Genomic DNA, 26,850 nt, shown 5'->3' on the forward strand with positions numbered 1-26,850 from the left:
ACATCCTCACACCATCACTGCCCACACCTTGGTTTTGATGCTCAAAGCATCAAATCCTTACTAGGAATTGGAATAGTGGCGTCGAATCTAGCATACCTATCCTATTTGCTATGCCGTTATGACATTAAAAAAGTCCATGTTTCTAAAGCACTCTTACTACACTAACTAATGAGATAACCAGCATTTTCAACAGCAGTCAATCCCTATAGGTAACACTTGAATCGACAAGGGATTATCGAGTTGTGTCATTTTTGGTATAAGATGCACCAACTGCCAACTGTTGGCTGCTATTTTCCAATGTGGTATTGACTTTTAAGTCCTACTGTATTAAAGGCAAGAAAATATCTAGGGTTGAACTAGAGAGCAGGAGATATGAAAGGACAAAAAAACATACCTAAAGCCAATTCTTTTTAGAAAAAACTTCTAAAAATTCCATCTCTGGAGACGTAAATTTGGAAATATAAGTTCCATTGCTGTGGGTGCTATATAAGAAACAGTCTTTACAAAGATCTAAGTACAGACACGGTGGTAAGAGCTTAAGGTTAGGGGTTGGGGATTAGGGAAAAAAGTACTTTCTACCTTGTCCCCCTTGTCTCCCTTATCCCTACTCCCCACTCCCTATTCCCTACTCCCTTTCATCTGGAGAAGAAACTTTAGCATCTGATGATCCAATTACAAGAGAATTGCTACCAGAACCGTCAAAAATTAAATTTTCTGTGTCGGCTGTTGTATGAGTTGGTTCTGGAAATACAAATCTTAACAGAGGTGGGGCTAAAAAGGTTGTCAGAATAACCATCATAATAATTGCTGCCTCTAAAGGTTTGGAGAGAACTCCGGTAGAGGAGCCAATACCAAGAAAAACCAATCCTACCTCACCTCTAGGGATCATTCCAACACCAATTGCCAAACGATTGATTTGAGGGATTCCAAAAACACTTAATCCCGTGGCTACTTTCCCAAGAATTGCAACAGTAATCAGGAAAATTGCCATGACTAAGCCCTCGCGATTGGCAGGAATAGCTGGGTTTAGCACTCCCAAATCGGTTCTTGCGCCAACGGTGACAAAGAAAATAGGGACTAATAAGTCAGCAACAGGTATGACTTGTTTTTGCAGTTGGACGCGCTCGTCGGTCTCATCTAAAACCAATCCAGCTGCAAAAGAACCTAAGATGGCTTCTAGCTGTATAACAGCCGCAAGGTATGCCATCACATAGGAAAAGGTGAATGCCGGTATAACTAATTCACCACGAGTTTTTAACTTTTTAGCGATCGCGACAAAAGTGTTACTAAAAACTTTACCCAGGACAATCGATCCTACAAGGAAAGAGGTAGCGCTAATCAGCAAGTAAACAACTTTGCCTAAATCCACCATGCCTTCTTTAGCAAGGCTTGCGACCACTGCCAGAACAATAATTCCCAAGACGTCATCAATAACAGCAGCACCCAAAATTATTTGTCCTTCTTTTGAATTGAGACGTCCCAATTCTGACAAGACTTTAGAAGTGATACCTATACTGGTAGCCGTGAGAGCCGCCCCAGCAAAAATTGCTGCTACAACTGGGATATTAAACAAAGCCATTAATCCTGCTGTACCAGCAGCAAAGGGTAAAACTACCCCCACAAATGCAACAACAGTAGCTTGTATCCCAACAGCCATCAAATCTTTGATGTTCGACTCCAAGCCAATTTCAAACAGAAGAACAATAACACCTAATTCTGAGAGTATGGTCAGAACTTCAGACTGTGCTGCAAACACAGCATCAACTGCATCTGGATTCAGACCAGCGGTGGTTTGGAGGAAAGTCATAATGAGAGAGCCAGAACTGTTTGCTCCCCCTTCAGGAAACACCAAAAGATGTAGCCCTGAAACACCAACGACTACGCCAGCCACAAGTTCACCCAAGACAGGGGGTAAACCTATGCGGTTGGATAATTCTCCACCAACTTTACTGGCAAGATAGATAACAACTAAACTGAGCAGCACGGCTGCTAGAACCATTGAACTATCTGCTGCTTCTGTTGCCGTTGCTAACAGAGGTAATGGGAATGAGAAGGTTGTTAGGCTTAACTGCATTGGTTACCAAAAAAAACCCTTCTCTTTAATTTACAAGTTTGTTGAGAGCAACTATCATTCATGGGTTAAGAAAAGGACTGAATTAACCGATCGATCTCTGCTAATTGTAGAAGGCGTTGCCAGTAAAACTCTGATACAGGCACTACAGATAATCGAGGAAGCCTCAACAAATCAAAGTTTTCAAAGTGGCTATCTTGTTTTATTTGAGATAAAGTCACTGGCTGCTTGACTTTTTGCACTGCTTTTAACTGCACAACCACTCGTTTGGCATCATCTAACTTCGGATCGGGATAGGGCTGGCTCACAACTTCTGCGATACCCACAACCTGTCGCTCTTTACCTGTATGGTAAATCAATGCCAAGTCACCAATATTCATTGTACGTAGATGCTTGAGAGCTAAAGCGTTGCTCACGCCATCCCAAACTCCTTCGCCATCTTTTTCTAGATTGCTATAGGAGTACTCTTCTGGTTCGGTTTTCAGCAACCAGTACGCCATCTTTTAGTTTCCAAAAACGTAACTACACTACTGTTTGATTTTTTCAATGCCAGATTAACAACATATTCTAACTGCAAGAGCGTTGACTTCTTAAACAAGTCTAAAATCTTGACTAACTGAATTTTCTCTAAATTTTTGAGGAGTGGACAATGAATACCATTACGTTTGGTTCTCGATTTCATTCAAGAAACCTCTGGAAAACTATACCCATAGCTTTGCTGTTATGTGTCAGTTTTGCCCAACCCACTTTGGCACAAGAGAAGCAAAGAATGCTGCGAACATTGACTGTTAGCGGTCGCGGTACGCAAGAGATTCCTACAACTCTATCTCAAATCACTTTAGGAGTGGAGGTGCAGGGGAAAACCGCACAGGAAGTTCAAAAAGAAGCAGCTCGCAGATCGTCAGATGTAGTAGAACTCTTGAAAAGCCGAAAAGTCGAGAAATTACAAACCACAGGCATTAGTCTTAACCCAGTGTACAGCTACAACAATAACGTACAGCGTCTAACTGGGTATACAGCTACTAATACTGTCAGTTTTCGTTTGCCGACCGAACGTGCTGGCACTTTATTGGATGAAGCTGTCAAAGCTGGGGCGACACAGATTAGTAGCATTAGTTTTATCGCCAGTGATGACGCGATCGCTATTGCCAGACAACAAGCCCTTAAAAAAGCGACCCAAGATGCACAACAGCAAGCGAGTGCTGTTTTGAGTGCGTTGGGATTTCAAGCCAAAGAAGTTGTTAGTATTGAAGTCAATGGGGCGGGTGTACCAACGCCACCACCAATACCGACAACGGAGCTAGCGGCAAGAGCAGTAGCTTTAAAAGATGCTTCCACTCCTGTAGTTGGCTCTGAGCAACAAGTGAAAGCATCTGTGACATTGCAAATTAGTTATTAATGCTAATGGCTAACGGCTAAGGGCTAATGGTTAATGGAACAATTAGCTATTAGCCATTAGCTATTAGCCATTAGCCAAAACTATCGGGATTGCTATCTATCCCGTCAGTTTCTACATCTTTCTTGGAACCGAGTAACTCTAGCCTGTCCACACGGATGATGGGTGAGGTTCGTTTGTTGCCGTTTTGGTCAACCCAAGAATCTAATCTGAGAGAACCTTTAACGGCAATTAAACTACCCTTTTTCACATAATCGGTGGCAACTCGTGCTTCGTTTCCCCAAAGTTCTAAGTTGAACCAATCGGGTTCATCACTTCTACTGGTGGGGCGTCTGACGGCTAGAGAAAATTGACACTTCATTTTCCCAGTCTCGAAACAAGTCAGCTTGGGGTCCATACCAGCGCGACCCACTAAAGTGACAACATTAACGCTCATAAGAGTTATCCTTCAGTACTGATGTACTTGTTACTTTTGACTTCCATAATAGCGAATTGTATTGCTAAAAAAGTAAAGTCAAATAAATAACAATTATAATTACTGAGATAACTGATAAGAAATATTCAGTGCAAACTACAAAAGCATACGGATACACATATGAAGCTAAAGAATATAAAACAGTAGAAGCATGGGGCTGGTTGAAGAATAAAAAAAAATATATGAAAAGATATTCTGCTTTACTAGACTCAGGGCAAAAAACGTAATAGAATCCAGCACGATTCTCTCTTACGGTTGTAGTAAAAAGTATTGGAATTAGGGGGCGTAGAGACGCGTGGGTCTTTTTAGTAAATTTTCCTTATCGCGGGATATGGGTATCGATCTCGGTACTGCCAACACCCTCGTATATGTATCAGGTAAAGGGATTGTTCTTCAAGAACCTTCTGTAGTCGCGATCGATCAAAACGAAAAAGTCGCCCTAGCAGTAGGAGAAGAAGCAAAAAAAATGCTCGGTCGGACACCAGGGAATGTTATTGCCTTGCGTCCTTTACGGGATGGTGTAATTGCTGACTTTGACACGGCTGAGCTGATGTTAAAAAGCTTTATTCAGCGAGTCAACGAAGGTAAATCCTTAGTCTTACCTCGTATAGTCATCGGTATTCCTAGTGGAGTCACAGGAGTAGAAAGACGAGCTGTTATGGACGCTGCTACTCAAGCAGGCGCACGAGAAGTTTACCTCATTGATGAGCCTGTGGCTGCAGCTATTGGAGCTGGGCTCCCTGTAGCAGAGCCAACTGGCAATATGATTATTGATATTGGTGGTGGGACAACAGAAGTCGCAGTCCTCAGTCTTCAAGGTACGGTACTTTCCGAATCAGTACGCATCGCTGGAGATGAACTGACGGAAGCAATCATGCAGTATATGAAGAAAGTTCATAACTTAGTGATTGGAGAACGAACTGCAGAAGACATAAAAATTCGCATTGGCTCGGCGTACCCCACTCACGATGATGATGACTCCATTATGGAAGTCAGAGGCTTGCACTTGCTTTCTGGTTTACCGCGAACCGTGACTATTAAAGGACCGGAAATTCGTGAAAGTATGTCTGAACCACTCTCAGTCATTATAGAAGCGGTGAAGCGAACTCTAGAACGGACACCTCCCGAATTAGCGGCAGATATTATCGACCGAGGGATTATGCTTGCTGGAGGAGGTGCTTTGCTGAAGGGATTGGATACCCTAATTAGTCATGAGACGGGTATAGTTACACACGTTGCTGCCGATCCATTAAGCTGTGTTGTGTTAGGAACAGGACGAGTGCTAGAAAACTTCAAACAATTGGAACGTGTGTTTAGTGGACGTTCTCGAAATATGTAAAATCAAGGATTTTCAGATATGGAGTTCTGTATTTATTATAGATATAGAATTCTATATCTTATGTAAAGTTACGGCTAAAGAAGGTTATTATGTTTACAGCACGTCGCTGGTGGGAGCGTAGAGGATTACAAATAGGTCTGTTAGGTATAGTCATCAGTGGTGCGTGGGTATTGAGACAAACCCAAGGTGCGCTCCTTATTGAAGTTTACGAGGGTATTACTCGCCCATTCCAAATGATGCAAACAGCATCCCCCCCAGAGGAACGTTTGGGAGACAGCCCTCGGGTATTAGAACTTCAAACCCGCATACAAGATTTAGAAAATCAAAATCAAAAATTAAAACAATTATTGAGCTATGTAGAAAAGCAGCCCCTATCAGCACGCCCAATTCCAGCCAGAGTTGTCGGGCGAGGTGCTGATAATTGGTGGCAGCAAGTTACCCTCAATCGCGGTGCGATCGCGGGAATTAAAGAAGGTTATGTTGTTAAAGCTGATGGCGGGTTAGTAGGTCTAGTAGAAAGTGTAACTCCCAATACCAGCCGCGTGCTGCTGATTAGCGATCTTAAGAGCCAAGTTGGGGTTACCGTTACCCGTACCGGTGCCAAAGGTGTATTGCGCGGCGACGCTTCGGCAGAAGCAGTGTTAGAGTTTTATGAAAAAGTGCCAAACGTCAAACCTGGAGATTTGGTTGCTACATCTACATACAGCCAAAAATTTCCCTCAGGTTTAGCTGTGGGCAAGGTGAAGTCGCTAGATTTGAAAAAACTCCCAGCATCAGTGGCCAAAGTGGAACTTTTCCCTCCAATACGTTCCTTAGATTGGGTAGCAGTCTACCCCAAGCCTGAAAACGTAGAGCCAGAAAAACCCACTTCAGAAAATACACAGTTAGAAAAATCTAATTAAAGATGCAATTTATACAACTTAATGGTAGCAAGCAGAAAAAACCAAAACCAAAAAAGCGACAATCCAGAGTAAAGATTAGCCCCTTGTCTCGCTGGAATCCCTTTCTACGCCAAGTGATTGATTGGGGAATTACAGCCGGATCTGCCTTCTTATGCTTAATGATCCTTCCTACCCGTTTTCCGGGTATGGAATTGTTAGGTATTGGACCAAATTGGACCGTGATTTGGGTAGTAGCCTGGAGTGTAAAGCGTACAACCTTTCAAGGAATCTGTGCTGGGATAATTTTAGGGTTTCTACAAGACGCTATGACTTCACCAGACCCAACTCACGCTATAAGTTTGGGAATTGTGGGGGGGCTTACGGGAATGCTTCAAAAACAACGTTTTATTCAAGAAGATTTTATTTCTATTGCCTTAATTGTATTTGGTATGGCAGTTCTTGCAGAAACAATTTTTGCGTCCCAGTTGACTTTAATGGGTAACGCAGTTGCGGCAGATATCTGGGCCTATTTCCAGAAAGTTGCCCTTGCTTCTGCTATTCTCAGTAGTCTGTGGGCACCTGTTGTTTATTTTCCTTTGAATCGCTGGTGGCAAAACTTCAAGCTGGCAGAACAGTCTTGAAAATGGTTAATTTTTGGTGGTTAGTAGCGATCTCATAACAACTAACGACTAATAACTAACCAATAGCGGAGTGTGAGTGTTTTGAGTATATATGCTCAAATAGGAGTGAAGCGCTATCAGAAACCCGGTTTCTTTAAGAAGCCGGGTTTCTGTTTGTCGATCGCCAAGAGTGATTTCCTGAAGTCGCCTGCACCACTAACTTTTTCTATGGCTCTAAGGTAACCTGTTGGAATGGAATTGTTATAAAGTTATTAGGTATGAATAACTCCCCATTGCTTCCCCAACAGGACACTTTATATGTTAATGAAGCTCAAGTCTTGTCAGAACTTGGAAAAAATTCACAGGTGGTGCCAATCGCCGGAACTGATTTTGACCGGGCTATGATGCAGCGGTGTTTGGAATTAGCTCGCCGTGCTGTAGGACGAACTTCTCCAAACCCCATGGTAGGAGCAGTTATTGTTAAAGATGGGAAGATTGTGGGGGAAGGATTTCATCCCCGTGCTGGTGAACCCCATGCAGAAGTTTTTGCTTTAAAAGCAGCTGGTGCTGATGCTCGTGGTGCGACTATTTACGTCAGTCTTGAACCGTGCAATCACTACGGACGGACTCCCCCGTGCTCGGAAGCGTTGGTTGCTGCTGGGGTGTCTAAAGTAGTGGTGGGTATGGTCGATCCCAACCCACTTGTAGCAGGCGGTGGTATTGCTCGCTTGCGTGCTGCAGGTATAGAAGTTGTGGTCGGAGTTGAGGAGGAAGCTTGTAAGAAACTGAATGAGGGATTTGTCCATCGCATTCTCTACAAACGACCTTTTGGGATTTTGAAATATGCTATGACCTTAGACGGTAAAATCGCCACTTCTACCGGTCACAGTGCTTGGATCACAAATGAAGCCGCTCGCCATCAAGTTCATCAAGTAAGATCGGCTTGCGATGCAGTCATTGTTGGTGGCAATACAGTTAGACACGACAACCCCCATCTCACCAGCCACCAAGAAGGAGCGCACAATCCTCTGCGTATTGTGATGAGTCGCAGTCTTGAATTACCTGAAAAAGCTCATTTGTGGCAAACTTCAGAAGCTCCCACTTTGGTTTTAACAGAACAGGGCGCTAACCCTGGCTTTCAAGAACTGTTACGTAAGCTTGGGGTGGAAGTGGTGGAATTAACACCACTCACACCTACTCGGGCAATGGCTTACTTGTACGAACGGGGTTTTTGCAGCGTCCTTTGGGAGTGCGGCGGTGTCTTGGCTGCTAGTGCGATCGCCCAAGGAGCCGTGCAAAAAGTTCTTGCCTTTATTGCTCCTAAAATCATCGGTGGGGACAGTGCCCCTACACCTGTGGGCGATCTTGGTTTTAACACCATGACCGAAGCGTTGTCTTTAGAACGTGTAGAGATGCGAGTTGTCGGTTCTGATTGTGTAGTGGAGGGTTATTTGCCTACTCGTCATTAGCGATCGCTCATCGAGCGTTTGTCATGAACCATAACTTTTGACAGTTGACTTTTAAGAGTACTGACGTTCTTGAGCCATATCCCGAATCAAGGTTAAACGAGATTTGATATAGTCGCTCAAAAAATCGGTTTCATGATGGTCTAATAGAGCCTGGGTCTTGGTTTGCTTTACTAACCATTGCACTAAGGTGGCATCATCGAGTTGTAAAAGCGTCTTGGTTTGGGCAGTTTCTACTACCGACCAAAGCTGACGCATAATCATAGGAGTCATTCGACCTCCATTTAAACATTAGCCTAGCTGTTTTCAGAATACACAATTCCGGCGATGGCTTCCGGTATGAATGTACAACATGACACAAGTGTTATTGAAAATTTAATATATCGAGTTATAAGTTGATAATGGTTAATAATATAGAATTTTCATAAATATTTTAGCCAGTATCAGAGAAAAAATAATTTTTTTGGATAACTCTAAATTATATCGCTTTTAGCGTTAATAAAACAGCTACTAAGGGTGCAAAAAGATAATATATGGTCGCAGTTGTTGTCATCATTAATATACTCATATCTCTGATACTTTTTTACGTGGCTTGGCGGGTTTGGCTGCTGAAACAGCGACTCGCAAATATTGCGGATATTTTAAGTGCTGCACAACGCAGTACTCATGCTGTATTACACAAAGCCCCTACAGCAATTTACGTAGGTCAGAGAAATATCCATAACTTGCGTCAAGGAAACCAGCCAAAACAATTACAAATTCAACGGGTGAGGCAAATTTTTAGCCTACTTGCTTTCGGGCAGAAAATTGGACATCGTTACTTTTTTAAACTCAAACCAATAACACTGAAAAAGAAAATTTGAAAATCTAGCATTTTCAGATTCTGGAAATTTCAGTAAAATTATCACTATAGATAGTTACTTAAAGAACACAAAGCTAGTAATAGCAACTTTTTAGTTTCAGGGATTGTCAACGTAAATATTAAAGTTGGGAATTCGCAAAGTGTGGAAACCCACATAGAATGTGTATAAGGAGAAAAAAAAGAAAATGTCTAACAACCGTTCAGGATTATTTATCGGTGGATTAATGTTAGGATCTGCCATTGGTACCCTAACCGGATTACTCTTGGCTCCCCGCACAGGGCGCGAAACGCGTCAATTATTAAAAAAATCTGCCAGTGCTCTACCAGAATTAGCAGAAGATATCTCAACGAGTGTTCAGATGCAAGCAGACCGCCTATCTGCAAGCGCACGTACCAATTGGGATGAAACACTAGATCGATTGCGAGATGCGCTTGCAGCTGGTATAGATGCCAGTCAGAGGGAAAGCCAAGTCTTAAAGCGGCAAAACACAGAGCAAAACTCAGATCCTGTTACACAACACTTAGATAGCTAGTAAACGATACCAAAGTGATCGATCCCCTTTTTTGGCTGGGACTGTCTATACTTCTAGTTGCCGCTAGCCTCACTGCGGTTTTGGTAGCGGCTCTACCCGCATTGCTAGAAGTAGCTCGGGCAGCCCGGAGTGCAGAAAAATTATTTGATACCCTTTCAAGAGAGTTACCACCAACTCTAGAAGCCATTCGTCTGACTAGCTTAGAAATCACCGATTTAACCGACGATGTCAGTGAAGGAGTAAAAAGCGCCGGTCAAGTTGTCAAGCAAGTCGATCAAAGTCTGGATAACGCCAAGCAACAAGCGCAAAATGTTCAAGCTAGCACTCGCAGTATTATGGTTGGGATGAAAGCAGCTTGGAAAACCTTTACACGTCCAAAATCTTCAAGAAGAACTGTCGATCGCCTACCTCAATCTCAGAAAGCGCCACTGTCATTGCGAGAACGAGAAGCAATCAGACAAGAGAATCGACGCATCAGTGACCAGTAATTAGTAACGAGCGATCGGTAATTCATTAATTTCTACATATAACTTAATATTTAGGGATTGAACGGTGTCAATAATAACGGGTCACCATGATTCTGTGGCTTTTCGCTCTGTACCTAAGCGCTCATTTAGTCAAGAAAATGCGCCAAATGACGAAGCAGGCAAAAGATACATATGCCAATACAGTTAACCAATCTTGCCAGCTACCGGAAAGTGCCATAACAATCAAGTCATTAATTCTCAGTTAATAATACCCAGTTATCGGTCGATGTTCGCCGATTACTAGTCTATTTGATTTAGGGTGTTAGATTAGATTAAAGTTAAAAAGTGTAAAGAAGTATCACTTTTCCCGTACTCTTTTAAAACAACTTGTTCACTGTTACTGGATATAACCGTATAAAAAAGCTTATGCAGCATAGTGTTTGGCGGCGGTTTTTGGCATTTGCGGCAGTATTGTTTTTAGCCGGATCGATTTGGATAGCGCATTCTCCCAACGCATACGCTTATGACAATCCCGAGTTACTACCGGATACCCCAACCCCAGTCGTAGACTTAGCTAAATCGCTCAACAGCATTCAAGAAGAGAAGCTTGTCAAAGACTTAGACAAATTTGAAGCCGACACGGGTTGGAAACTGCGAGTGTTAACACAGTACGATCGCACCCCAGGTCGTGCAGTCATCAACTTTTGGGGCTTAGACGATAAAAGCGTTTTACTTGTTGCTGACTCCCGTGGCGGAAATATTTTGAGCTTTAGTGTTGGTGACGCAGTTTATGAATTACTACCACGTACTTTTTGGATAGAATTGCAGACCCGCTTTGGAAACCTGTACTTTGTGAGAGAACAAGGCGAAGACCAAGCTATTCTTCAAGCGATGGAGACCGTGAAAACTTGCTTGGTGCAAGGAGGTTGTGGCGTTGTTCCGGGATTACCGCGAGAGCAGTGGATTCTCACTTTAATTACTTCTACCATTGGAGGTATTATCTGTGGGTTCGCCGCTCAGCCTCGACGTGAAGGAGAGATCATTGCTTGGCAGTGGGCTTTAATTTTCTCACCTTTGTGGGGCATTTTATTTCTTGCCTTTGGTATCGGACCGGTTGTCACCAGAACAAGCGATTGGTTACCCGTGATTCGTAACATTGCAGGGTTTTTCATCGGCGCTTTGGTGGCTTACTTGTCTCTAGTTTTCAGTCGTTCTTCTCCCAGTGCTGAGTCTTAGTTAAAAAATACAGACATTGAAAAACCCGCGCAGGCGGGTTTCGCCTGTATAGCCGTGATTTCCAATCACTTGGTATCAAACCGAAAACAGAAGGATAATGTGAAGGATACCCCAAGATACCAACGGGGGCTTTGGGGTCTCCACGAAGTGGGGTTGGGGGGAAACCTCTTCCGGGTATGTCCTTACGGACACGCTACGCGTTGCTGTACCTCCTACACAGACGCTACGCGTTGCCCATATGCCCGCAAGGGCTATACACCAATCGCTAGGGCGTGGGAAACCCTCGTCCTTTGCCTCGATTCACCGCACGGCACTTCTCTCCGTACCACAGGATTTGTATTCAATCAAAATCATATGAATCACGAATAAAAGCTGCTAAGCTGTTAGCTAAAAGCTGACTGCTGATAGCTATGGAATGGCATATAACTGACGCTCAAAGTTTGGCAATCATCGACTCAGAAATGGGGGAGCATATATTTTCACCCGCAGAGTACGAACTTGTCCGTCGGGTGGTTTTCGCTACAGCAGACTTTGAGTATAAATCTTTAATTCGCTTTTCTGAACGTGCTTTGCAGGCTGCAGCCGCCGCACTAGCAGCACGCACGACAATTGTAGTAGATGTTCAAATGGTGCAAGTCGGTATTATTCAAGCCATTCAAACGACCTTTGCCAATCCCGTGTATTGCAGTATGGACTTCTACACTCATCCTCAAAAAGAAAAAACTCGCGCTGCGTCGGGGATGGAGACTCTAGCCAAGCGATACCCAGAGGGAATATTTGTAGTCGGTCAATCTCAAACTGCCCTGATAACACTTGTCGATCTCATTGAATCTGAGGAAATCAGACCAGCTTTGATCGTTGCTACACCCGCCGGATTTTTAGATGTGGATGTTGCAAAAGAACGTTTGCGAGAATCTTTAGTTCCCAACATCACAATTGACAGCCGTAAGGGAAATGCTGTTGTAGCAGTTGCTACAGTTGATGGACTCGTAGACTTAGCTTGGCAAGCTTATGGGAAATTATGAATTAAGAATTATGAATTATGAAACGAGTGAGTATCTTTTTCATAATTCATCATTCATAATTCATAATTCTTACATCATTCATAATTCTTACGGCGGCGGCGCGGTCTGTCTGAATATTTATCGCGCAAGCGGCGACTGACTTCGCTAAAAAAGTCCCTTCGTATGAGGGGATAATCGCTAACCCATATATCACGACTGGGAATGTAAATGTCGGAAATTTCTTCAATTCTGCTCAAATCCGGTTTATTTGATGCAACTACCATTTCTACCAATTGATTTCGAGCTATAACTTTGTAAGAAACTCGTAATGGTGCTTTGTATTCAGCAGTGAATCCCGATTCATCACCGACTTCTATGTTAATTCGTTTTTCTCGGTTTTCTATAATAACTAAATCACCTTTGTTATCCACAGTTTCTTGTTTACCGAGCACCTCTTCTGTAATCCAGAAATCCAGAATCCGTCCCTGGAAAAATCCACTATATTTATAACGGCGATATTTTGCATTCCGCATACTTGCCCAAAATACAGGTGCCCACAGCCAATAAAGAGCGCCAATCAGCCCTATGAGAAATAGTATGGGAGTTAATTCACTCACTCCAAAAAGGACTCTTATCAGTAAAACAACAGCTGCTGCTACTACAGAAATAAGCAGCCGTTGTAAAAATTCTGGAAATTTTCCCCAGTAATACTTGTACTGCGGACCTGTAGCAATGAGAGGAACAAGTTGTTCAAATTTCTGGCGGGTCAGTGGGACTATCATGCGTGATTCTGGATTTGAGATTTATAAAATTTTTTCTAATCCATATACTAACGACTTTAACTGCAAGACTTTGCGAATTGCTAGTAGTACTCCCGGCATATAACAAGCGCGATCGCTAGTATCGTGTCTGAGGGTATATATTTGACCTGCTGCGCCAAAAATCACTTCCTGGTGAGCTATTAACCCCGGTAACCTAACGCTGTGGATTCTAATACCTTCTCCACCTTGACTTCCCCTTGCTCCTGGTAATTTCTCTGTTTCTTCCACAAGAGGTGTGTTAAATTCTTTACCCATTTCCGCCAGCAATTGAGCCGTTTGAATTGCCGTACCGCTCGGCGCATCTGCTTTTTGATTGTGATGCAGTTCTATAATTTCAACATGATCGAAATAGTGGGATGCAGTGACTGCAGCTTGTTGTAGCAGTACCATTCCAATAGAAAAGTTGGGAATAATCAGACAGCCAGTACTGGCTTTATCCGCAAATTCTGCTAACTCACTAATTTGTTCTTGAGTTAGCCCGGTGGTTCCAACGACAGGACGAACACCATAAGCGATCGCACTGCGTATATTATCATAAACCGATTTGGGATGAGTAAAATCTACCATCACTCCTGGCTGTTTTTCCTGTGCTGCAAATGCCAGCATGGGTTCGAGTTGATTGGTGATGGGAATTTCCAAAGGTTCTGTTAAACCTGCAAGTTCACCTGCGTCTTTACCTTGAAGTTCCACACTGGTATCAATAGCACCTACAAGATTCATATCGGATGCTTGTGCTACTGCTTTAACGACCTCACGACCCATTTTGCCGCCAGCACCAATAACAACGACTGGAATAGGAGATTGATTTGACATAGTTTTCAGTATGCTTCTTATATCATCTAATGAGTAGCTATTTTATCAGCTTGCTATATATCGAAGATTATAATTCCTACTCAATTAGACCAATACTTTAGGAACTTAGTTAATGTAGAGTGGGTCAATGCCTTAAACTCTCAGTTCCAACAACTGTATCTTTCACTATTAATTGGTTGAATGTGCATGCGCTTACCTGTTAAGCTAAAGACAAACTGACATTATAGAAAGTCAACTCAAAAGTAAAGTTCAGTAAAAACACAGAGGTATTGCAATTGTTCATTTCAGGTGTGTCTTCCTCTGTTTTAAATTCTTTTCAATTTTTCTGAATTTATGCTATGGACGTGGGAAATTGCCTCTGCTAAAATGATGCCTACTCTATTAGTGCTATCTATAATCGGTTGGAGAACTTTGCACAAAAAATACTGAAACAATCATATTAATGTGAAAAGATTAATGCCAGACCGTATATAGTGACTTACATTTTTCAGTAAATGAACAAGAAATTTGCCCTTACATTACTTTCCAGTCCCGTACTGTTTTCATCTGTCCTGTCATTGGTCATGATGACCCAGCCAGCTAGAGCAAGTGAAACAGTGAATTCTACAGGAACTCAAACTTCCTGTGTCAAAAATCCTCATGCACCAACTCCTAAGTTGGTCTGTATGAAGGTTAGCAAAGTTGCTCAGGCTCCATCTACTCGTTCTTCTGTAGAATTTGCTGCGTCTGGAGGAGAACAAAACCAACAGAACCCATCTGCTGAGTTTAACTTCACAGAGGAAGAAAGCGATACAGCAGTTGCTATGTTTGGCTGCGATTGTCCGGCATGTATCAATGCTGTCCGTCAAATGAGAGGTTTGCCTCCTGCTGTGTAGGTTGGAAAACGAACCATCATTTCTCAGTCGCGTCCCCATAAGTGACAGTTTAAAACCCCACTTCTCCAAGAAGTGGGGTTTTAAACTGCAAATCAAAACTAACGTTGCAAACGACTAGAGCCTACCAAGATTGTGCAATCCTAAGATAATACCAGCGCCTAAGATATGACCGAAGGCAGTTGTTGCTAACAGCCCAGGTATACCAAAACCACCAAAGAAATTAGATGCGGGTAGTTGGGGCTCTGCATTAGGGTATTTAATGCTGGATTTACCAAACGCGATCGCTGCAATGTTACTGATAATCATGATTATCCCAACAGTGGGACTCCATACCAAAGGTGTTGTAGCGACAGTAGCTAGTAAAGTAGACGTCAACACTTGGCTTTCTCCTTACTATTATTGATGAATGATTAAAACTCCCATGTGAATTAATTATCAAGAAAATCTATCCTAAGTTTGATTTTGCATAATTTTTTTACATTTATTGTCATTGCTTAATGTGAACATGGGTGATAAGTAGGAGCGTAACGCCTTACGCTCGTAAATGGTGAGTGGCGTCTCAGATAATCTAAACTCGATGTAATATCGCTCGTTATGTCTTGTCTCGTGTTATGTCCTCGACTCTCGATTCCTTACCGCCCAATCTTGCTAAAATCGTACAGCGCTTTCAAAGGTCTTCTGACCAAAAGCGTCGTTACGAGCAGCTCATTTGGTATGGTCAGAAACTGAGCGAACTTCCAGAATCTGATAAAATACCAGAAAACAAAGTCCCTGGATGCGTTTCTCAAGTGTACGTCACTGCCAAACAGGAAGACGGGAAAGTTGTCTTCCAAGGTGATTCTGATTCTCAATTAACAAAAGGCTTGGTAGGGCTTTTAATTGAAGGGTTAAATGGTCTCACTCCTAGTGAAATTGTGCAACTGACTCCAGATTTTATTCAAGAAACAGGTTTAAACGTTAGTTTGACACCTTCTCGTGCTAACGGATTTTACAATATTTTTAAAACAATGCAAAAAAAAGCGTTGGAGTGTTAGTTAATGGCTAATGGCTGATGGCTAATGGCTAATGGCTAATTGCTAATTGCTAATGGCTAATTGCTAATGGCTAATGGCTAATGGCTGATGGCTAATGGCTAATGGCTAATGGCTAATGGCTAATGGCTAATGGCTAATGGCTAATGGCTGATGGCTAATGGCTGATGGCTAATGGCTGATGGTGAGTCTAGAGCAAAGTAGGTGGGTTTCCCACCGGGACTGACGTATAGCCCTGTCGGTAGAGCTTTCCATCCCGTAGCGCCTCCGTAAGGAGATAAGGCTAATGGTAGTTGTTAGTAGAAGAAAAAATTAGCAATTAGCAATTAGCAATTAGCAATTAGCAATTAGCAATTAGCAATTAGCAATTAACAAAGGTAAAATTATGTCAACCAATGTGTTATCTGCGTCTACTAATAGTGAAATCGGTGGAGTTGTTCGAGAATTTACTTGGCAGTGGGAAAATCAACAAATTCGTGTGGTTTATGAAAGTTTGGGTACAGGTTCTCCACTCCTACTGCTTCCAGCTTTTAGCACTGTTTCTATGCGCTCGGAAATGGGGGAAATCGGTAAACTGCTGTCTCCCTATTTTCAAGTGACTGCTGTCGATTGGCCCGGTTTTGGTCAATCTTCACGACTTCCAGTTGATTACCAACCCGCTTTATATCAGCAGTTTTTATACGATTTCGTGACTTCTGTATTTAATAAGCCAGTCACAATTATTGCAGCCGGTCACAGTACAGCTTATGTTCTTCAAGTTGCAAACAAAATACCGACAGCATTCTCACGGATTGTCTTGGTAGCTCCAACTTGGCGCGGTCCCTTACCTACCATGGGTGTCAACAGCCAAGTGGCTGGAATCTTTCGAGGAATGGTGCGATCGCCCATCATCGGACAACTTCTTTATAAGCTCAACACTGTTCCATCTTTCTTGAGTTTGATGTACCGTCGCCATGTCTATGTGGATGAAGCAAAACTTACACCAAGCTTCATTCAGTACAAATGGAACAATACTCAACGACCGGGAGCAAGATTTGCACCAGCTGCGTTTGTGACTGGTAATCTCGACGCAGTGAATAACCAAGATGATTTTTTGACGCTGGCGAAGAATCTGTCTGTTCCCTTGATGGTTGTTATTGGAGAATCTAGCCCATCCAAATCCCGTGCTGAGATGAATGCTTTGGCTGAGTTACCGGGAGTGCAATCGACTGTTTTACCGGGTTCTTTGGGTATGCATGAGGAATATCCGTCTGCGATTGTAGAAGCAATTCGGGATTTTTTATTGTTGAATTACAACTAATGTGTTATTGACGACTATCGCACAGGTTGCGATCGCCTTCTTTTATTTCCGAATTCGTCTGTAAATAATCTCGTATGCGATCGCAACCGTAAGCCAGTGCATCTAGATTGAGAATCTTTGATAGATGCCATAAAATCAGCGTGTTGTCTTCGCCGACTGAAGCCAGCAAAGTACCGTCACGACTGAGCGCAATTCCCCTCACTGTTGAACTATGTCCTTTAAGGGTCGTTACTTCCCGACCGTTAAGCTGCCAAAGTTTAACAGTGCTGTCTACACTTGCAGAAGCAACGATCTGACCGTTGGGACTAAAAGCAACTCCCCAAACTGCACCATGATGACCCTTAAAAGTTCGCAGCAAAGTGCCATCAATTTTCCAGAGCTTAATTGTGTTGTCTCCACCGCCAGATGCGATCGTTTGACCGTCGGGGCTAAATGCTACTCTCCATACAGAAGTATCATCATGACTTTGAAGAGTTGTGAGTAACTTACCATCAAGATTCCACAGTCTCACCTTACCGTCACCACCAGCAGAAGCAACCATCCGACTATCTGGGCTAAACGCAACTTGCCAAACACCACCTTCATTCCCTGTTAAAGTGTTTAGCAAACTCCCATTAGGGTTCCAGAGCTTAACGGTATTATCTTGACTTCCTGAAGCTAAAGTTCGACCATCAGGACTAAAGGCAACTGTCAATATCAATGCATCATGACCGGGGAAAGTCTTTAGCAGAGTTCCGTCTTGTCTCCAAAGTTGCAAGTTCTTGTCGCCATTGGCAAATACAATTGACTTGCGATCTGGATTGAAAGCAAGTGAAAAAATCCCAGAAGTTTGTTTTGATTTTAAGAACTTGTTGAGCAATTCACCACGACGATTCCAGAACTTAGCCGTGTGATCGAGACTCCCAGTCGCAATGATTTTGCTGTCAGAACTAATGTCTACTGCCCAAATTGCCGTTCTGTCAGCAACGACAGTTGTTTGGAATGGGTTCTGGCTCTGCCAAAGTTTGACAGTGTTTTCTGACCCTGCAGAAGCCAGAAAACTACCATCTTTGCTCCAGCTGACGCCCCAGACTGAGGCCGTGTGTCCTCTAAGAGTGTTTAGCTCTGTGCCGTCAATACTCCATATTTTTAATGTTTTGTCAATACTTGAGGAAGCCAATCGCCGACCATCTGGACTAAACGCAATATCCTGTACCGCAGCATTATGACCTTTGAGAGTTCTGATGGGGGTACCATCTCGTCTCCAAAGCCTAATTGTTTGGTCGCCACTTGCAGAAGCGATTGTTTGACCGTCGGAGCTAAAAGCCACAGATTCTACGACAGCACGATGACCTTGGAGCGTTTTGAATAAGGTTCCATCTGTTTTCCATAACTTCACTGTCATGTCGAAACTTGTAGAGGCAAGAGTTTGGCCGTCTGGGCTAAATGCGACTCTCCACACTCCTGCAGTATGACCCCGGAAAGTTTTGAGTAAAGTACCGTCTCGCTTCCATAGTTTTACTGTTCTATCCATACCACCTGATGCAAGAGTTTGACCGTCCGGACTAAAGGCAATTCCCCACACTCCAGCATTATGAGCTTGAAACGTTTTGATCAAAGTCCCATCTCTGTGCCAAAGTTTTATTGTTTGATCGTCGCTTGCAGAAGCAATTGTTGTTCCATCAGAGCTAAAATCTATACTCCTTATAGGAGCTTTATGACCTCTAAGAGTTGCAACTTCTTTACCATCCCGCTGCCAAAGTTTAACTGTTTTATCGACACTTGCTGAGGCAATTTGAGAACTATCAGGACTAATTTCCACTGCTAAAACAGCGGCTGTATGCCCTGATAAGTTGTTATGCTCTTCTTCTCCATAAACAGCTTGCTGCAAAATAGCATTGACGTCCTGCTCTATATTTGCATCTACTTTCCCCAGTTTTTGAAGTCTTCGTTTGGCTTTGATTGCGTCTACAAGTGCATCTAACCTGCGATAAGAAGCAAAAAGCCCTTCCGATGAAGAGATTAAGGCTTGAATTTCGCTCAGTCTTGCTTGACGTTCGCTCACAGTTGCTTTGCGGTATTGAAAAAATATTCCCAGCCCCAACGCGCTAGAAACAATTAATCCACTCCCCACAGCAATCAAAAAAAATCTTTGCAGTCTGGCACTTTTTTTCTGTGCAGCCAGTCTGGCTTCTACTTCTTGCAGTCGTTCTGTTTCTAATGCTCGTTGTATTTCTTTTCTCTCATATTCCACAGAAGCAGTGATGAACTGATAATCAAGTTCTTGCAAACTTTTGCCCTGTACCCAAACTTGAGCATCAATCAATGCTTGTCCGCGTAACAGCCGCGAAGAATCTGCTTGCTTTGAGGCAATCCAAGCATCGAACATCTGAGAGTAGGGACGTAGCTCGCCAAGCTGTTTTTCTACCCACTGGAGGTTAAAAATTTCCTCATAAATCCGATTTTTGACTTGCAATATACCTTGACTTTTGATAATTAACCCGCTTAACAGGAGTTCAATTTGTTCGCGACTGTCATCTGCAGGAATTTTTATTCCTTGTAAAACTTGCTGATAAATGCTCAGCAACTTGCCAGCAGAACGTTCGTTCCTAAGAATGCGATCGCGGAGCGTCCGTAAATGCTCTGGTTCGTCTTGAGATTCCCACTTATTAATGATGCGAGAACGAACAATATTTTCTACCCAAGATGCTTCATCTATGGCTGCTTTTTCTTTTTGAACAAGTTTTCCTTGCGATGTTTCAGCTACTAATTGGCAAACTTTTTGAGTTAGAAATGGTTGTCCTGAAGTCCAATTTAGTATTTCTTGAAGAACTAGAGTGGGATGTTCAACTCGTTCTGTTAATCCTTGTGTCAAAGGAATTGCTTCTTCTAAAGTAAAACCATATAACTCAATAGCTCTACCAATGTTAAAAGGAGTTCTATTGCGATCGCGAATTAAGTCAGAGGGAGTTGCCACTCCAAAGAGTGCAAATGTAATGCGGTTATATTCTGAATCAATCGCTCTTTGATTGTAGCAGTAGCGAATCAAGGCAAAAAAATCATCAATTGGGAAACTTAAACTGAGAACGCTATCAATTTCATCAATAAAAATACATAATTTTTCCTTAGGAAATTGCTTCAATAATAATTCTTCGATAAAATCGCTCAATTTTTGTAACAAAGGAATATCATCCTGTTCTTGCCACCAAGTTTTTAAATTTAGTTTTTCCATACAACCAAATCCCCGCCACAAATCTCCAATGATACCTTTGTACCACTGCAAAGGAGTTATTTGTTCGCTACCAATACGGTTCATATCAATAGTTGTACAGCGATATCCTTCTTCTTCTAGATTGTGTTTTGCTCTCACAAGCAACGATGATTTACCCATTTGACGGGTATTAAAGACATAACAAAATTCTCCTGCTTTTAATGCTGTATAAAGTTTTTCATCTGCATCACGTACAACATAACTTGGAGCATCATTGTACAAGCTCCCACCGACTTGGTATTGGCTTAGCATGGAGAATTTGTTTTGATTAATTTTGTAATAATTGATTCTTAAAATATAGCCGATATAGTTCACAACTAGGTGTCACTGAATCACCATTGATATTGACTAACCCAAGACTATCTAGTTTATAAGTTATCAAGGAAGTTAATTTAACAGATTCTTCTACTGCAATCACCTGTTGAAAAGCTTGTTCTAATACGGAATCAAATTTTAATACAGATAGCAGCCTGCGTAAATGACTGCTATAAATACCTGATTCTGTCGGGGCTTCTCGTAAAACTTGTTTCAGTGTCAAATCACCGCGACAAAGGTAATAGAAAGCAAGTCGTAATAAGTAAGGATGACCTCCTACAAGCTCCATCAGTTGTTTGGTTTGGGTACTACTCCAACTGAGTTGGTGACGTTGCGCTAATGCAGACACTTGCTCGGATGTAAATTGTGGTAATTTAAGCGGTAAACCTACATTAAACGGAGATTGATTGAGATGAAGTGGAATATAAATTTCTGTAGAATAAGCAAGAACTAAACGAAGTTTTTGCCAAATTTTTATAACCTTAGCTTGCTCGTACCAAGAGCGTAGCAATGATAAAAAATCTTCTGCGATATCGGGGTATTCAAAGAGTATATTGACTTCATTTAATCCTAAAACGAGAGGCGTCTGCATTTGTTTTAAGAGGTGTCCTTGAAAATAAATAGTACAGCTTACTTTACTGCCCATATCTTCATCCCAATAATCATCCAGTTGGGGGTCTAGCATTAATTGTCTGCTAACATTCATGCTAAACCAACGAAAAAATTTATCTGAGTTGGCTAGCACAGATTTATCCGCTTGCTGAAAGTCAATATTGACGGTACGGTATTCCTGCAATTCACTATAAGAAAAAATCTTCAACATTAAAGATGTTTTTCCCATTTTCCAAGGAGCTTTAATACAAATAATACTGCCTGGTTTCGTCACTTCCTCACAAGCAAGTTCCTCAATGGGAGGACGTACCACATAAAACGGAGAGTCCGCACTAACGGGAGCACCTGGAAATTCCAGTAAAGGAGGAGTACTTTGACTGCGGTGTTGTCCGATAAATTGTTGTTGGGTTTTCGTGAGTTGGCGCGACTCAAATAACAACCGTAAGTTATTTTTATTTATCGGTTCTTTCCAGTAATCGCTCAAGACAGACCACAAGTCGGAAGCCGTGCGACCGAGGTATTCTTTGACGTAATTCGTTTCCTCTGCCATGCTGGCATAAGTTTTCCCTTCCCACGAATAACGCAATACCAATTCTTGTAATGGTGTTAAACTGTCGGGAAGACTGACTTTGAGTAGGTCTACGAGTTCATCCACATTCATTTGTGTAGCTCTATTTTTACCTTATTTTGAGAATCGTATTCAATGGGAGTTGTCATGGCTGTTATCACAAAAGTAACTTTTTTTATTTGCGCGAGTCGTTTTCTCCCAAAAGAGGTTAATTTAGGTACTTGACAGAATCACTTTTACGTGAAGCTCCGATTATAATTAAGTTTTAGCAGTTGTGTTAGTTATATTCAAGATAAGAACAATACATTTTTAGTCTAAAAGTATACAATTTTTTTCTTGGATTTGAAAAATTTTGGAAAGAAAAATAACTTTTTTGATACGGAGTAGAACTCGAAAGAGACGTCCAATCTAAAAATCAAGCTACTGTCTTTACTTCCGGTCACTGATATAAAGTCATATGCTGGAGTAGAAACCATAAGTGTTCTTATATGAAAGTAAAGGGAAAATATTAAGCAATAACACTTAAATTTTTTCGAGAAATTTACCCCTTTCATGATGACATCAAGAAGTGGTTGCAAACACCCCGCTAATTTTCTCTATGCTTGAGATGATTTCTGGAAATTACGAACTACCCTTGGTAACGCTGTCATTTGTGATGGCTGCGATCGCTTCCTATACAGCGCTAGAGTTAGCCTGTCGAGTGACTCCTTCTTCACCATCGAAATCTCGATGGATTTGGAGCATTGGTGGTGCTATAGCAATGGGAACGGGTATTTGGTCAATGCATTTCATTGCTATGTTAGCCTTCCACCTACCCCTTCCCATCTCTTATGACATCAAAATGACAATAATATCTTGGATAGATGCGATTATGGCTTCCGAGATAGCAATGCTTTTATTGAGTCAATCGCAACTTAGCCTGCGGATACTGCTTGGCGGTAGTACCGTTATGGGATTAGCCATTGCGTCCATGCACTACTTGGGAATGGTAGGGATGAAAGTTTCAGGAGCAACAATGCATTACAACCCATGGCTTGTTGCTTTATCAGTAGGAATTGCGATCGCTGCGTCAGGTGCTTCACTATGGCTGGCTTTTCGCTTCCGCAACCCAAGCAAAACTGGTTTGAATCGGTTGAAATTCAGTAGTGCGCTGGTTATGGGGATTGCTATTAGCAGTATGCACTACACTGGGATGTGGGCAACTCATTTTATCCAGGTACCGGAATTATTGCTAGCGATCCCCGAGCCATCGTCCAATGTTGGGTTAGCAATTCAAATCGGTATTGGATCTTTTCTGATTCTGATGACTGCTTTACTGACTTCATTCTTTGACAGTCGGTATGCTGCTCAACTCGTTTGGCAAAAAGCTTTACAAGAAAGTGCTGAACGGGAAAAAGCCTTAACGAAAGCCATTCTGAGAATGCGACAAACATTAGATATTCAGTCTATCTTTAACACAACAACATCAGAATTAAGAGAGGTTATAAATTGCGATCGCGTGGTTATATATCGCTTTCATTCTGACTGGAGTGGAGAATTTGTTGCTGAATCTGTTGGTGATGGATGGAGGTCTCTATCAAAGGAACAAATTAACAATTCCAAACTGCAAGATAATGCTCTTTTAGATAAACGTTGTATTCTCAAGAATGTGGTCGGCGAACCAGACAGTTTCTTTGAAAGTTCTTTTGTTATAAAAGACACTTATCTACAACAGACTCAAGGTGGTGGTTTTGAGGGAGGAACGACCTATCGGGTTGTAGATAATATTTATAATGCTGGGTTTAATGATTGTTATATTAATTTTTTAGAACAACTTCAAGCTAAAGCATATATTATTGTACCAATTTTTTCCAATCGGAAACTTTGGGGATTGTTAGCGACTTATCAAAATTTCCAACCGCGTCAGTGGAAAGATGTAGAAATCAATATTGTTGCACAAATTAGCAATCAGCTAGGAGTGGCTCTAGAGCATTCCGAACTTTTAGAACAGACAAAGAATCAGTCCATAATATTGCAACAAGAAATTCAAGAAAGATTGCAAGCGGAAGCTTTACTCAAGCAACAAAAGCAAGAACTAGAAAAAGCGTTAAGCAATCTCAAACAAGCAGAAGCTCAATTGATTCAGAATGAAAAGATGGTAGCACTAGGACAACTAGTTGCAGGTATTGCTCATGAAATTAACAATCCTATAGGATTTATTTTCGGCAATCTTGAATATACCAATCAATACTTACAAGACTTGCTTCATTTGATTCGACTTTATCATCAAGAGTATCCTCATTCTATATATAAATTCAATGAAATTTTTAAAGAATTAGACTTAGATTTAGTCAGCCAAGACCTAGAAAGCAGCATGATTTCCATGCAAAGAGGCGTTCAACGAATTTGGCAACTCGTTCTTTCTCTCCGCAATTTTTCCAGACTAGATGAATCAAAAATTAAACCTGTCAATATTCATGAAGGTATCGATAGCACTTTATTACTGTTGCAACATCGTCTTAGAGCAACAACATTTCGCCCTGAAATAACAGTCCTAGCAAAGTACGGGCAATTGCCGTTTGTAACCTGCTATCCCAGCCTGCTCAATCAAGTCTTTATGCATTTGTTAAACAACGCCATAGATGCTCTAGACGAACGAAGCAACAAAGAAGATTTTCTGCCCAAAATTTGTATTTACACGGAAATTACAGAGACTCACACTGTCAAGATTCGCATTGTGGATAATGGTTGTGGAATTTCCGATGCAGTAAAGTCTCGTTTGTTCGATCCATTTTTTACTAGCAAGGCAGTAGGTAAAGGGATGGGTTTGGGCTTAGCAATTAGCTATCAAATTATTGTGCAACAGCACCAAGGTAAGCTAACTTATTATTCGGTACCCCGGCAAAGAACAGAGTTTGTCATTGAAATTCCACTACATTGTGCGGGAGTTAACGCAGGGACACAATGTCTCGTACCCGTACAGGGTTAGTTACTGGTTATTAGTTATTAAAGTAATACCAAAGAGAGCAGAAAGTACTTGCTTAAGATCGCCGGGAACGGCATATGTATTTATATCTTTATAAACTATTTTTTCTTGGCGTTGGAAAATTCCAAACTTCCAAGTATCTCCTGTTGTGACAGTTCCATAAAGCATTGGAACTGTCGAGTCAGTCCATCGATCCAGAGCAATTAATTCCACTGCTAGCTGGGTAAAACCCCTAGCTAAATCAGCATTTTTAGCTTCGATGACTAATAAATTTTGCCCAGTAGGAATAAAATAATCAAAGCTACCTTTGAGCCAATTGCTTACCCAAATGAAATATTCAATTTTGAGTGGTGCTTGAATAAACTTACAAACAGTCTTGAGAATTGGAAAGATTAACGCTTCGCGTCGATCCATTTCTGAAGTAGGATCTACTAAGGTCAAATTTTCTTGCAGTTCTACTCTCAATGGTTCTAAATCGATTGGTAATTGTTGTGGCAGTTGAAGATCCGTATTATTCAAGCGAACACTAAATTCAGTGAGAATGTCAGCACTATCATAGGCTAATTCAGCATATTTGCTAAAAGTATAGCTCTCGGATGGATCGAGAATCCTGGCTTTGGTCATGTTACAGGTGGTGCTAAATCACAATTAATTGTAGTAGATAATTAAGTAGGATTGCTTAGAAGTAGTTTTTTAGCAAGCCATACCCACAATCTATTTTCATGTAGTACCTGCACGTAATTAGTATCTACTTGATTGACTCTAGCAAAGATGCTCGGCTGTCTTAATACAATTACCCATATTAAAGTAATAACTTTGTAGAGAAGACCTAACCATCGGTGGTAAACTATAAGTGCAATTAGGTTGAGGTCAGAAGCAGCATGACCTTCTTTAACTTGCTGACGGGAAAATTCTGGTAAGACGATGGACAATCGATCGCTGTGCTGCTGAAGTAACGAGTCAAGTGCAACTGCATCTGCAACAGCCGCAGTACAACCTTGTCCTAAAATACTAAACATTCCATGTGCAGCATCTCCAATTAGGACTGCGCTACCTTCTAGATCGTGATAGCAGGAACACTGACTCCAGTATTCATTTCCTGGCTGGGCTGCCAAGAATGTCTCAGCTTCATTGCTATCGAGTTTGAATGCAGGCAAGTTCTTTGGAGACATTTGTTGTAATAACTGCTGCAATTCTTCTACTGTTGACACTCCACATGGATTGTTGGTGTCGCTACTACCTACTGGTTGCCAGAATATTAGTGCATTGAAACTACTTTCTTTTTGCGGTAACAAAGCACCAAAAATTAGACCAAACTGAGGGCTGTGCTTTTGAAGTCGAATGATGCGGGACGGATGTTGTTGTAGTTCTGGTTGTACGGGTATTTGCAGCACTTTCCAGACGTGCGGTCGTTGCTGCTGTTGAAAATTATTTTTGTCTGGTTTTGAAACCATCATGGCACTTCTGATGGTTGAGTAAATTCCATCCGCCCCGATTAAGAGATCGTATGGCACTTTTTCAGAACCAGTGTCTCCGTCAATGATAATCTCGCGATGTGTAAGATCGACATTTACTACTGGAGTGTTAAAGTTTATCCATAGCCGTGAGTTTTCATTGGACTCGCGCTCGCCATAAAGAGTCAGTAGCGATCGCAATAGTAACGCACACAACTGACGACGCGGAATCAAGATCAATCCACTAGGAAAGTTTATGCCTTGAGAGACTAATTGTTCCTCCAAACCATCAATACTTTTGAACCAATTTTGGATTCTTGCACCCAATCCTAAACCAAATTCTTTGCTATCGCAGTACTCTAAATCAATGGGATTTTTGTTAGATTCGTAAATTTTTACTTTGTAGCTTGGATTTCGGGCTAGCAATCTATGTGCTAAAAATAAACCAGTCGGTCCCGCACCAACAATGATTACATTCATAATACAAGTTAGGTTT

Annotated in this window: 27 protein-coding genes; 16 read left to right on the forward strand and 11 right to left on the reverse strand. The window is 41.8% G+C overall.

Translation table 11 applies throughout. The features are described from left to right. Window positions 1–625 precede the first annotated feature (625 nt). Both HC643_RS21585 and HC643_RS21590 read right to left on the reverse strand, forming a co-directional pair. The gene (locus tag HC643_RS21585) at window positions 626–2,074 is read right to left on the reverse strand and encodes a cation:proton antiporter (RefSeq protein WP_038081698.1); all 1,449 of its coding nucleotides are present in this window, start codon (window positions 2,072–2,074) and stop codon (window positions 626–628) included. A 65-nt stretch (window positions 2,075–2,139) separates the two neighbouring features. Next, window positions 2,140–2,571 carry an EVE domain-containing protein gene (locus tag HC643_RS21590; RefSeq protein WP_038081696.1) on the reverse strand — a complete coding sequence of 144 codons (432 nt, stop codon included), beginning with the start codon at window positions 2,569–2,571 and terminating at the stop codon, window positions 2,140–2,142. Between the two features lie 149 nt (window positions 2,572–2,720). Between HC643_RS21590 and HC643_RS21595 the strand changes: the two genes are divergently transcribed. Continuing rightward, window positions 2,721–3,470, forward strand: a complete 750-nt coding sequence (locus HC643_RS21595) for an SIMPL domain-containing protein (protein ID WP_038081695.1) — start codon at window positions 2,721–2,723, stop codon at window positions 3,468–3,470. Window positions 3,471–3,540: 70 nt separating this feature from the next. On the opposite strand, the gene HC643_RS21600 is transcribed toward HC643_RS21595, so the two are convergent. Then, on the reverse strand, window positions 3,541–3,903 hold the full coding sequence (locus HC643_RS21600; RefSeq protein ID WP_038081694.1) for a single-stranded DNA-binding protein: 363 nt from the start codon (window positions 3,901–3,903) through the stop codon (window positions 3,541–3,543). Window positions 3,904–4,031: 128 nt separating this feature from the next. Here HC643_RS21600 and HC643_RS21605 point away from each other — a divergent pair, with 128 nt between their 5' ends. The 5 genes from HC643_RS21605 to ribD all read left to right on the forward strand — a co-directional run bounded on the left by HC643_RS21605 (window position 4,032) and on the right by ribD (window position 8,251). Then, on the forward strand, window positions 4,032–4,169 hold the full coding sequence (locus HC643_RS21605; protein WP_153021559.1) for a hypothetical protein: 138 nt from the start codon (window positions 4,032–4,034) through the stop codon (window positions 4,167–4,169). Between the two features lie 104 nt (window positions 4,170–4,273). Further along, entirely contained in the window at window positions 4,274–5,281 is a 1,008-nt protein-coding gene (locus HC643_RS21610; RefSeq protein ID WP_038081693.1) for a rod shape-determining protein, read from the forward strand. Between the two features lie 89 nt (window positions 5,282–5,370). Continuing rightward, window positions 5,371–6,183 (forward strand): rod shape-determining protein MreC, encoded by an 813-nt coding sequence (gene mreC, locus HC643_RS21615; RefSeq protein WP_038081690.1) that lies wholly within the window; start codon window positions 5,371–5,373, stop codon window positions 6,181–6,183. A gap of 2 nt (window positions 6,184–6,185) precedes the next feature. Further along, a complete protein-coding gene (gene mreD / locus HC643_RS21620) occupies window positions 6,186–6,803 on the forward strand; it encodes a rod shape-determining protein MreD (protein ID WP_038081688.1) in 618 nt (205 codons plus the stop codon). Window positions 6,804–7,183: 380 nt separating this feature from the next. Beyond that, window positions 7,184–8,251, forward strand: coding sequence for a bifunctional diaminohydroxyphosphoribosylaminopyrimidine deaminase/5-amino-6-(5-phosphoribosylamino)uracil reductase RibD (gene ribD / locus HC643_RS21625; RefSeq protein ID WP_408019911.1), 1,068 nt, complete (start codon window positions 7,184–7,186; stop codon window positions 8,249–8,251). A 51-nt stretch (window positions 8,252–8,302) separates the two neighbouring features. On the opposite strand, the gene HC643_RS21630 is transcribed toward ribD, so the two are convergent. Beyond that, complete coding sequence (locus HC643_RS21630) at window positions 8,303–8,521, reverse strand: hypothetical protein (protein ID WP_038081683.1); 219 nt, start codon at window positions 8,519–8,521, stop codon at window positions 8,303–8,305. A gap of 260 nt (window positions 8,522–8,781) precedes the next feature. Here HC643_RS21630 and HC643_RS21635 point away from each other — a divergent pair, with 260 nt between their 5' ends. The 6 genes from HC643_RS21635 (at window position 8,782) to HC643_RS21660 (ending at window position 12,371) form a co-directional block, all read left to right on the forward strand. Then, on the forward strand, window positions 8,782–9,111 hold the full coding sequence (locus HC643_RS21635; protein ID WP_038081682.1) for a hypothetical protein: 330 nt from the start codon (window positions 8,782–8,784) through the stop codon (window positions 9,109–9,111). A gap of 184 nt (window positions 9,112–9,295) precedes the next feature. Continuing rightward, window positions 9,296–9,643: a YtxH domain-containing protein gene (locus HC643_RS21640; RefSeq protein ID WP_050045311.1), complete on the forward strand. Its 348-nt coding sequence runs from the start codon at window positions 9,296–9,298 to the stop codon at window positions 9,641–9,643. Between the two features lie 14 nt (window positions 9,644–9,657). Continuing rightward, window positions 9,658–10,131 (forward strand): hypothetical protein, encoded by a 474-nt coding sequence (locus HC643_RS21645; RefSeq protein ID WP_038081680.1) that lies wholly within the window; start codon window positions 9,658–9,660, stop codon window positions 10,129–10,131. Between the two features lie 86 nt (window positions 10,132–10,217). After that, window positions 10,218–10,376, forward strand: a complete 159-nt coding sequence (locus tag HC643_RS21650; protein ID WP_167844731.1) for a hypothetical protein — start codon at window positions 10,218–10,220, stop codon at window positions 10,374–10,376. 160 nt (window positions 10,377–10,536) lie between these two features. After that, window positions 10,537–11,346, forward strand: coding sequence for a TPM domain-containing protein (locus tag HC643_RS21655; protein ID WP_038081678.1), 810 nt, complete (start codon window positions 10,537–10,539; stop codon window positions 11,344–11,346). Between the two features lie 410 nt (window positions 11,347–11,756). Continuing rightward, a complete protein-coding gene (locus HC643_RS21660) occupies window positions 11,757–12,371 on the forward strand; it encodes a precorrin-8X methylmutase (protein ID WP_038081677.1) in 615 nt (204 codons plus the stop codon). 74 nt (window positions 12,372–12,445) lie between these two features. Here HC643_RS21660 and HC643_RS21665 read toward each other — a convergent pair whose 3' ends face one another. Then, complete coding sequence (locus HC643_RS21665; RefSeq protein WP_038081675.1) at window positions 12,446–13,132, reverse strand: hypothetical protein; 687 nt, start codon at window positions 13,130–13,132, stop codon at window positions 12,446–12,448. A gap of 21 nt (window positions 13,133–13,153) precedes the next feature. Continuing rightward, entirely contained in the window at window positions 13,154–13,984 is an 831-nt protein-coding gene (gene dapB, locus HC643_RS21670; protein ID WP_038081674.1) for a 4-hydroxy-tetrahydrodipicolinate reductase, read from the reverse strand. 566 nt (window positions 13,985–14,550) lie between these two features. On the opposite strand from dapB, the gene HC643_RS21675 reads away from it, so the two are divergent. After that, a complete protein-coding gene (locus HC643_RS21675; RefSeq protein ID WP_082051612.1) occupies window positions 14,551–14,859 on the forward strand; it encodes a hypothetical protein in 309 nt (102 codons plus the stop codon). Window positions 14,860–14,973: 114 nt separating this feature from the next. Here HC643_RS21675 and psaK read toward each other — a convergent pair whose 3' ends face one another. Beyond that, entirely contained in the window at window positions 14,974–15,237 is a 264-nt protein-coding gene (psaK, locus tag HC643_RS21680) for a photosystem I reaction center subunit PsaK (RefSeq protein WP_038081672.1), read from the reverse strand. Window positions 15,238–15,470: 233 nt separating this feature from the next. On the opposite strand from psaK, the gene HC643_RS21685 reads away from it, so the two are divergent. Together HC643_RS21685 and HC643_RS21690 are read left to right on the forward strand one after the other, a co-directional pair. Continuing rightward, window positions 15,471–15,893 carry a SufE family protein gene (locus HC643_RS21685; protein WP_038081671.1) on the forward strand — a complete coding sequence of 141 codons (423 nt, stop codon included), beginning with the start codon at window positions 15,471–15,473 and terminating at the stop codon, window positions 15,891–15,893. Window positions 15,894–16,275: 382 nt separating this feature from the next. Further along, window positions 16,276–17,190, forward strand: coding sequence for an alpha/beta fold hydrolase (locus tag HC643_RS21690; RefSeq protein WP_038088664.1), 915 nt, complete (start codon window positions 16,276–16,278; stop codon window positions 17,188–17,190). 4 nt (window positions 17,191–17,194) lie between these two features. Here the strand turns inward: HC643_RS21690 and HC643_RS21695 are convergent, their stop codons facing one another. Further along, window positions 17,195–20,692, reverse strand: coding sequence for a WD40 domain-containing protein (locus HC643_RS21695; RefSeq protein WP_050045310.1), 3,498 nt, complete (start codon window positions 20,690–20,692; stop codon window positions 17,195–17,197). Window positions 20,693–20,708: 16 nt separating this feature from the next. Then, window positions 20,709–22,028, reverse strand: coding sequence for an AAA-like domain-containing protein (locus HC643_RS21700; RefSeq protein WP_038088666.1), 1,320 nt, complete (start codon window positions 22,026–22,028; stop codon window positions 20,709–20,711). Between the two features lie 505 nt (window positions 22,029–22,533). Here HC643_RS21700 and HC643_RS21705 point away from each other — a divergent pair. After that, on the forward strand, window positions 22,534–24,903 hold the full coding sequence (locus HC643_RS21705) for an MHYT domain-containing protein (RefSeq protein ID WP_050045309.1): 2,370 nt from the start codon (window positions 22,534–22,536) through the stop codon (window positions 24,901–24,903). Here the strand turns inward: HC643_RS21705 and HC643_RS21710 are convergent, their stop codons facing one another. Both HC643_RS21710 and HC643_RS21715 read right to left on the reverse strand, forming a co-directional pair. Then, complete coding sequence (locus tag HC643_RS21710; RefSeq protein WP_038088669.1) at window positions 24,904–25,524, reverse strand: hypothetical protein; 621 nt, start codon at window positions 25,522–25,524, stop codon at window positions 24,904–24,906. A gap of 41 nt (window positions 25,525–25,565) precedes the next feature. Then, window positions 25,566–26,834: an FAD-dependent oxidoreductase gene (locus HC643_RS21715; protein WP_038088672.1), complete on the reverse strand. Its 1,269-nt coding sequence runs from the start codon at window positions 26,832–26,834 to the stop codon at window positions 25,566–25,568. Window positions 26,835–26,850: the final 16 nt, after the last annotated feature.

Origin of the sequence: Tolypothrix bouteillei VB521301 (genome assembly GCF_000760695.4) — a bacterium.
In the GTDB taxonomy this organism is placed as follows: domain Bacteria; phylum Cyanobacteriota; class Cyanobacteriia; order Cyanobacteriales; family Nostocaceae; genus Scytonema; species Scytonema bouteillei_A.

Coding starts and splice junctions, on each gene's coding strand:
- HC643_RS21585 (WP_038081698.1), bottom strand. CDS start 2,074: ATGCAGTTAAGCCTAACAACCTTCTCATTCCCATTACCTCTGTTAGCA.
- HC643_RS21590 (WP_038081696.1), bottom strand. CDS start 2,571: ATGGCGTACTGGTTGCTGAAAACCGAACCAGAAGAGTACTCCTATAGC.
- HC643_RS21595 (WP_038081695.1), top strand. CDS start 2,721: ATGAATACCATTACGTTTGGTTCTCGATTTCATTCAAGAAACCTCTGG.
- HC643_RS21600 (WP_038081694.1), bottom strand. CDS start 3,903: ATGAGCGTTAATGTTGTCACTTTAGTGGGTCGCGCTGGTATGGACCCC.
- HC643_RS21610 (WP_038081693.1), top strand. CDS start 4,274: ATGGGTATCGATCTCGGTACTGCCAACACCCTCGTATATGTATCAGGT.
- mreC (WP_038081690.1), top strand. CDS start 5,371: ATGTTTACAGCACGTCGCTGGTGGGAGCGTAGAGGATTACAAATAGGT.
- mreD (WP_038081688.1), top strand. CDS start 6,186: ATGCAATTTATACAACTTAATGGTAGCAAGCAGAAAAAACCAAAACCA.
- ribD (WP_408019911.1), top strand. CDS start 7,184: ATGATGCAGCGGTGTTTGGAATTAGCTCGCCGTGCTGTAGGACGAACT.
- HC643_RS21630 (WP_038081683.1), bottom strand. CDS start 8,521: ATGACTCCTATGATTATGCGTCAGCTTTGGTCGGTAGTAGAAACTGCC.
- HC643_RS21635 (WP_038081682.1), top strand. CDS start 8,782: ATGGTCGCAGTTGTTGTCATCATTAATATACTCATATCTCTGATACTT.
- HC643_RS21640 (WP_050045311.1), top strand. CDS start 9,296: ATGTCTAACAACCGTTCAGGATTATTTATCGGTGGATTAATGTTAGGA.
- HC643_RS21650 (WP_167844731.1), top strand. CDS start 10,218: ATGATTCTGTGGCTTTTCGCTCTGTACCTAAGCGCTCATTTAGTCAAG.
- HC643_RS21655 (WP_038081678.1), top strand. CDS start 10,537: ATGCAGCATAGTGTTTGGCGGCGGTTTTTGGCATTTGCGGCAGTATTG.
- HC643_RS21660 (WP_038081677.1), top strand. CDS start 11,757: ATGGAATGGCATATAACTGACGCTCAAAGTTTGGCAATCATCGACTCA.
- HC643_RS21665 (WP_038081675.1), bottom strand. CDS start 13,132: ATGATAGTCCCACTGACCCGCCAGAAATTTGAACAACTTGTTCCTCTC.
- dapB (WP_038081674.1), bottom strand. CDS start 13,984: ATGTCAAATCAATCTCCTATTCCAGTCGTTGTTATTGGTGCTGGCGGC.
- HC643_RS21675 (WP_082051612.1), top strand. CDS start 14,551: ATGACCCAGCCAGCTAGAGCAAGTGAAACAGTGAATTCTACAGGAACT.
- HC643_RS21685 (WP_038081671.1), top strand. CDS start 15,471: ATGTCCTCGACTCTCGATTCCTTACCGCCCAATCTTGCTAAAATCGTA.
- HC643_RS21690 (WP_038088664.1), top strand. CDS start 16,276: ATGTCAACCAATGTGTTATCTGCGTCTACTAATAGTGAAATCGGTGGA.
- HC643_RS21695 (WP_050045310.1), bottom strand. CDS start 20,692: ATGCTAAGCCAATACCAAGTCGGTGGGAGCTTGTACAATGATGCTCCA.
- HC643_RS21700 (WP_038088666.1), bottom strand. CDS start 22,028: ATGAATGTGGATGAACTCGTAGACCTACTCAAAGTCAGTCTTCCCGAC.
- HC643_RS21705 (WP_050045309.1), top strand. CDS start 22,534: ATGCTTGAGATGATTTCTGGAAATTACGAACTACCCTTGGTAACGCTG.
- HC643_RS21710 (WP_038088669.1), bottom strand. CDS start 25,524: ATGACCAAAGCCAGGATTCTCGATCCATCCGAGAGCTATACTTTTAGC.
- HC643_RS21715 (WP_038088672.1), bottom strand. CDS start 26,834: ATGAATGTAATCATTGTTGGTGCGGGACCGACTGGTTTATTTTTAGCA.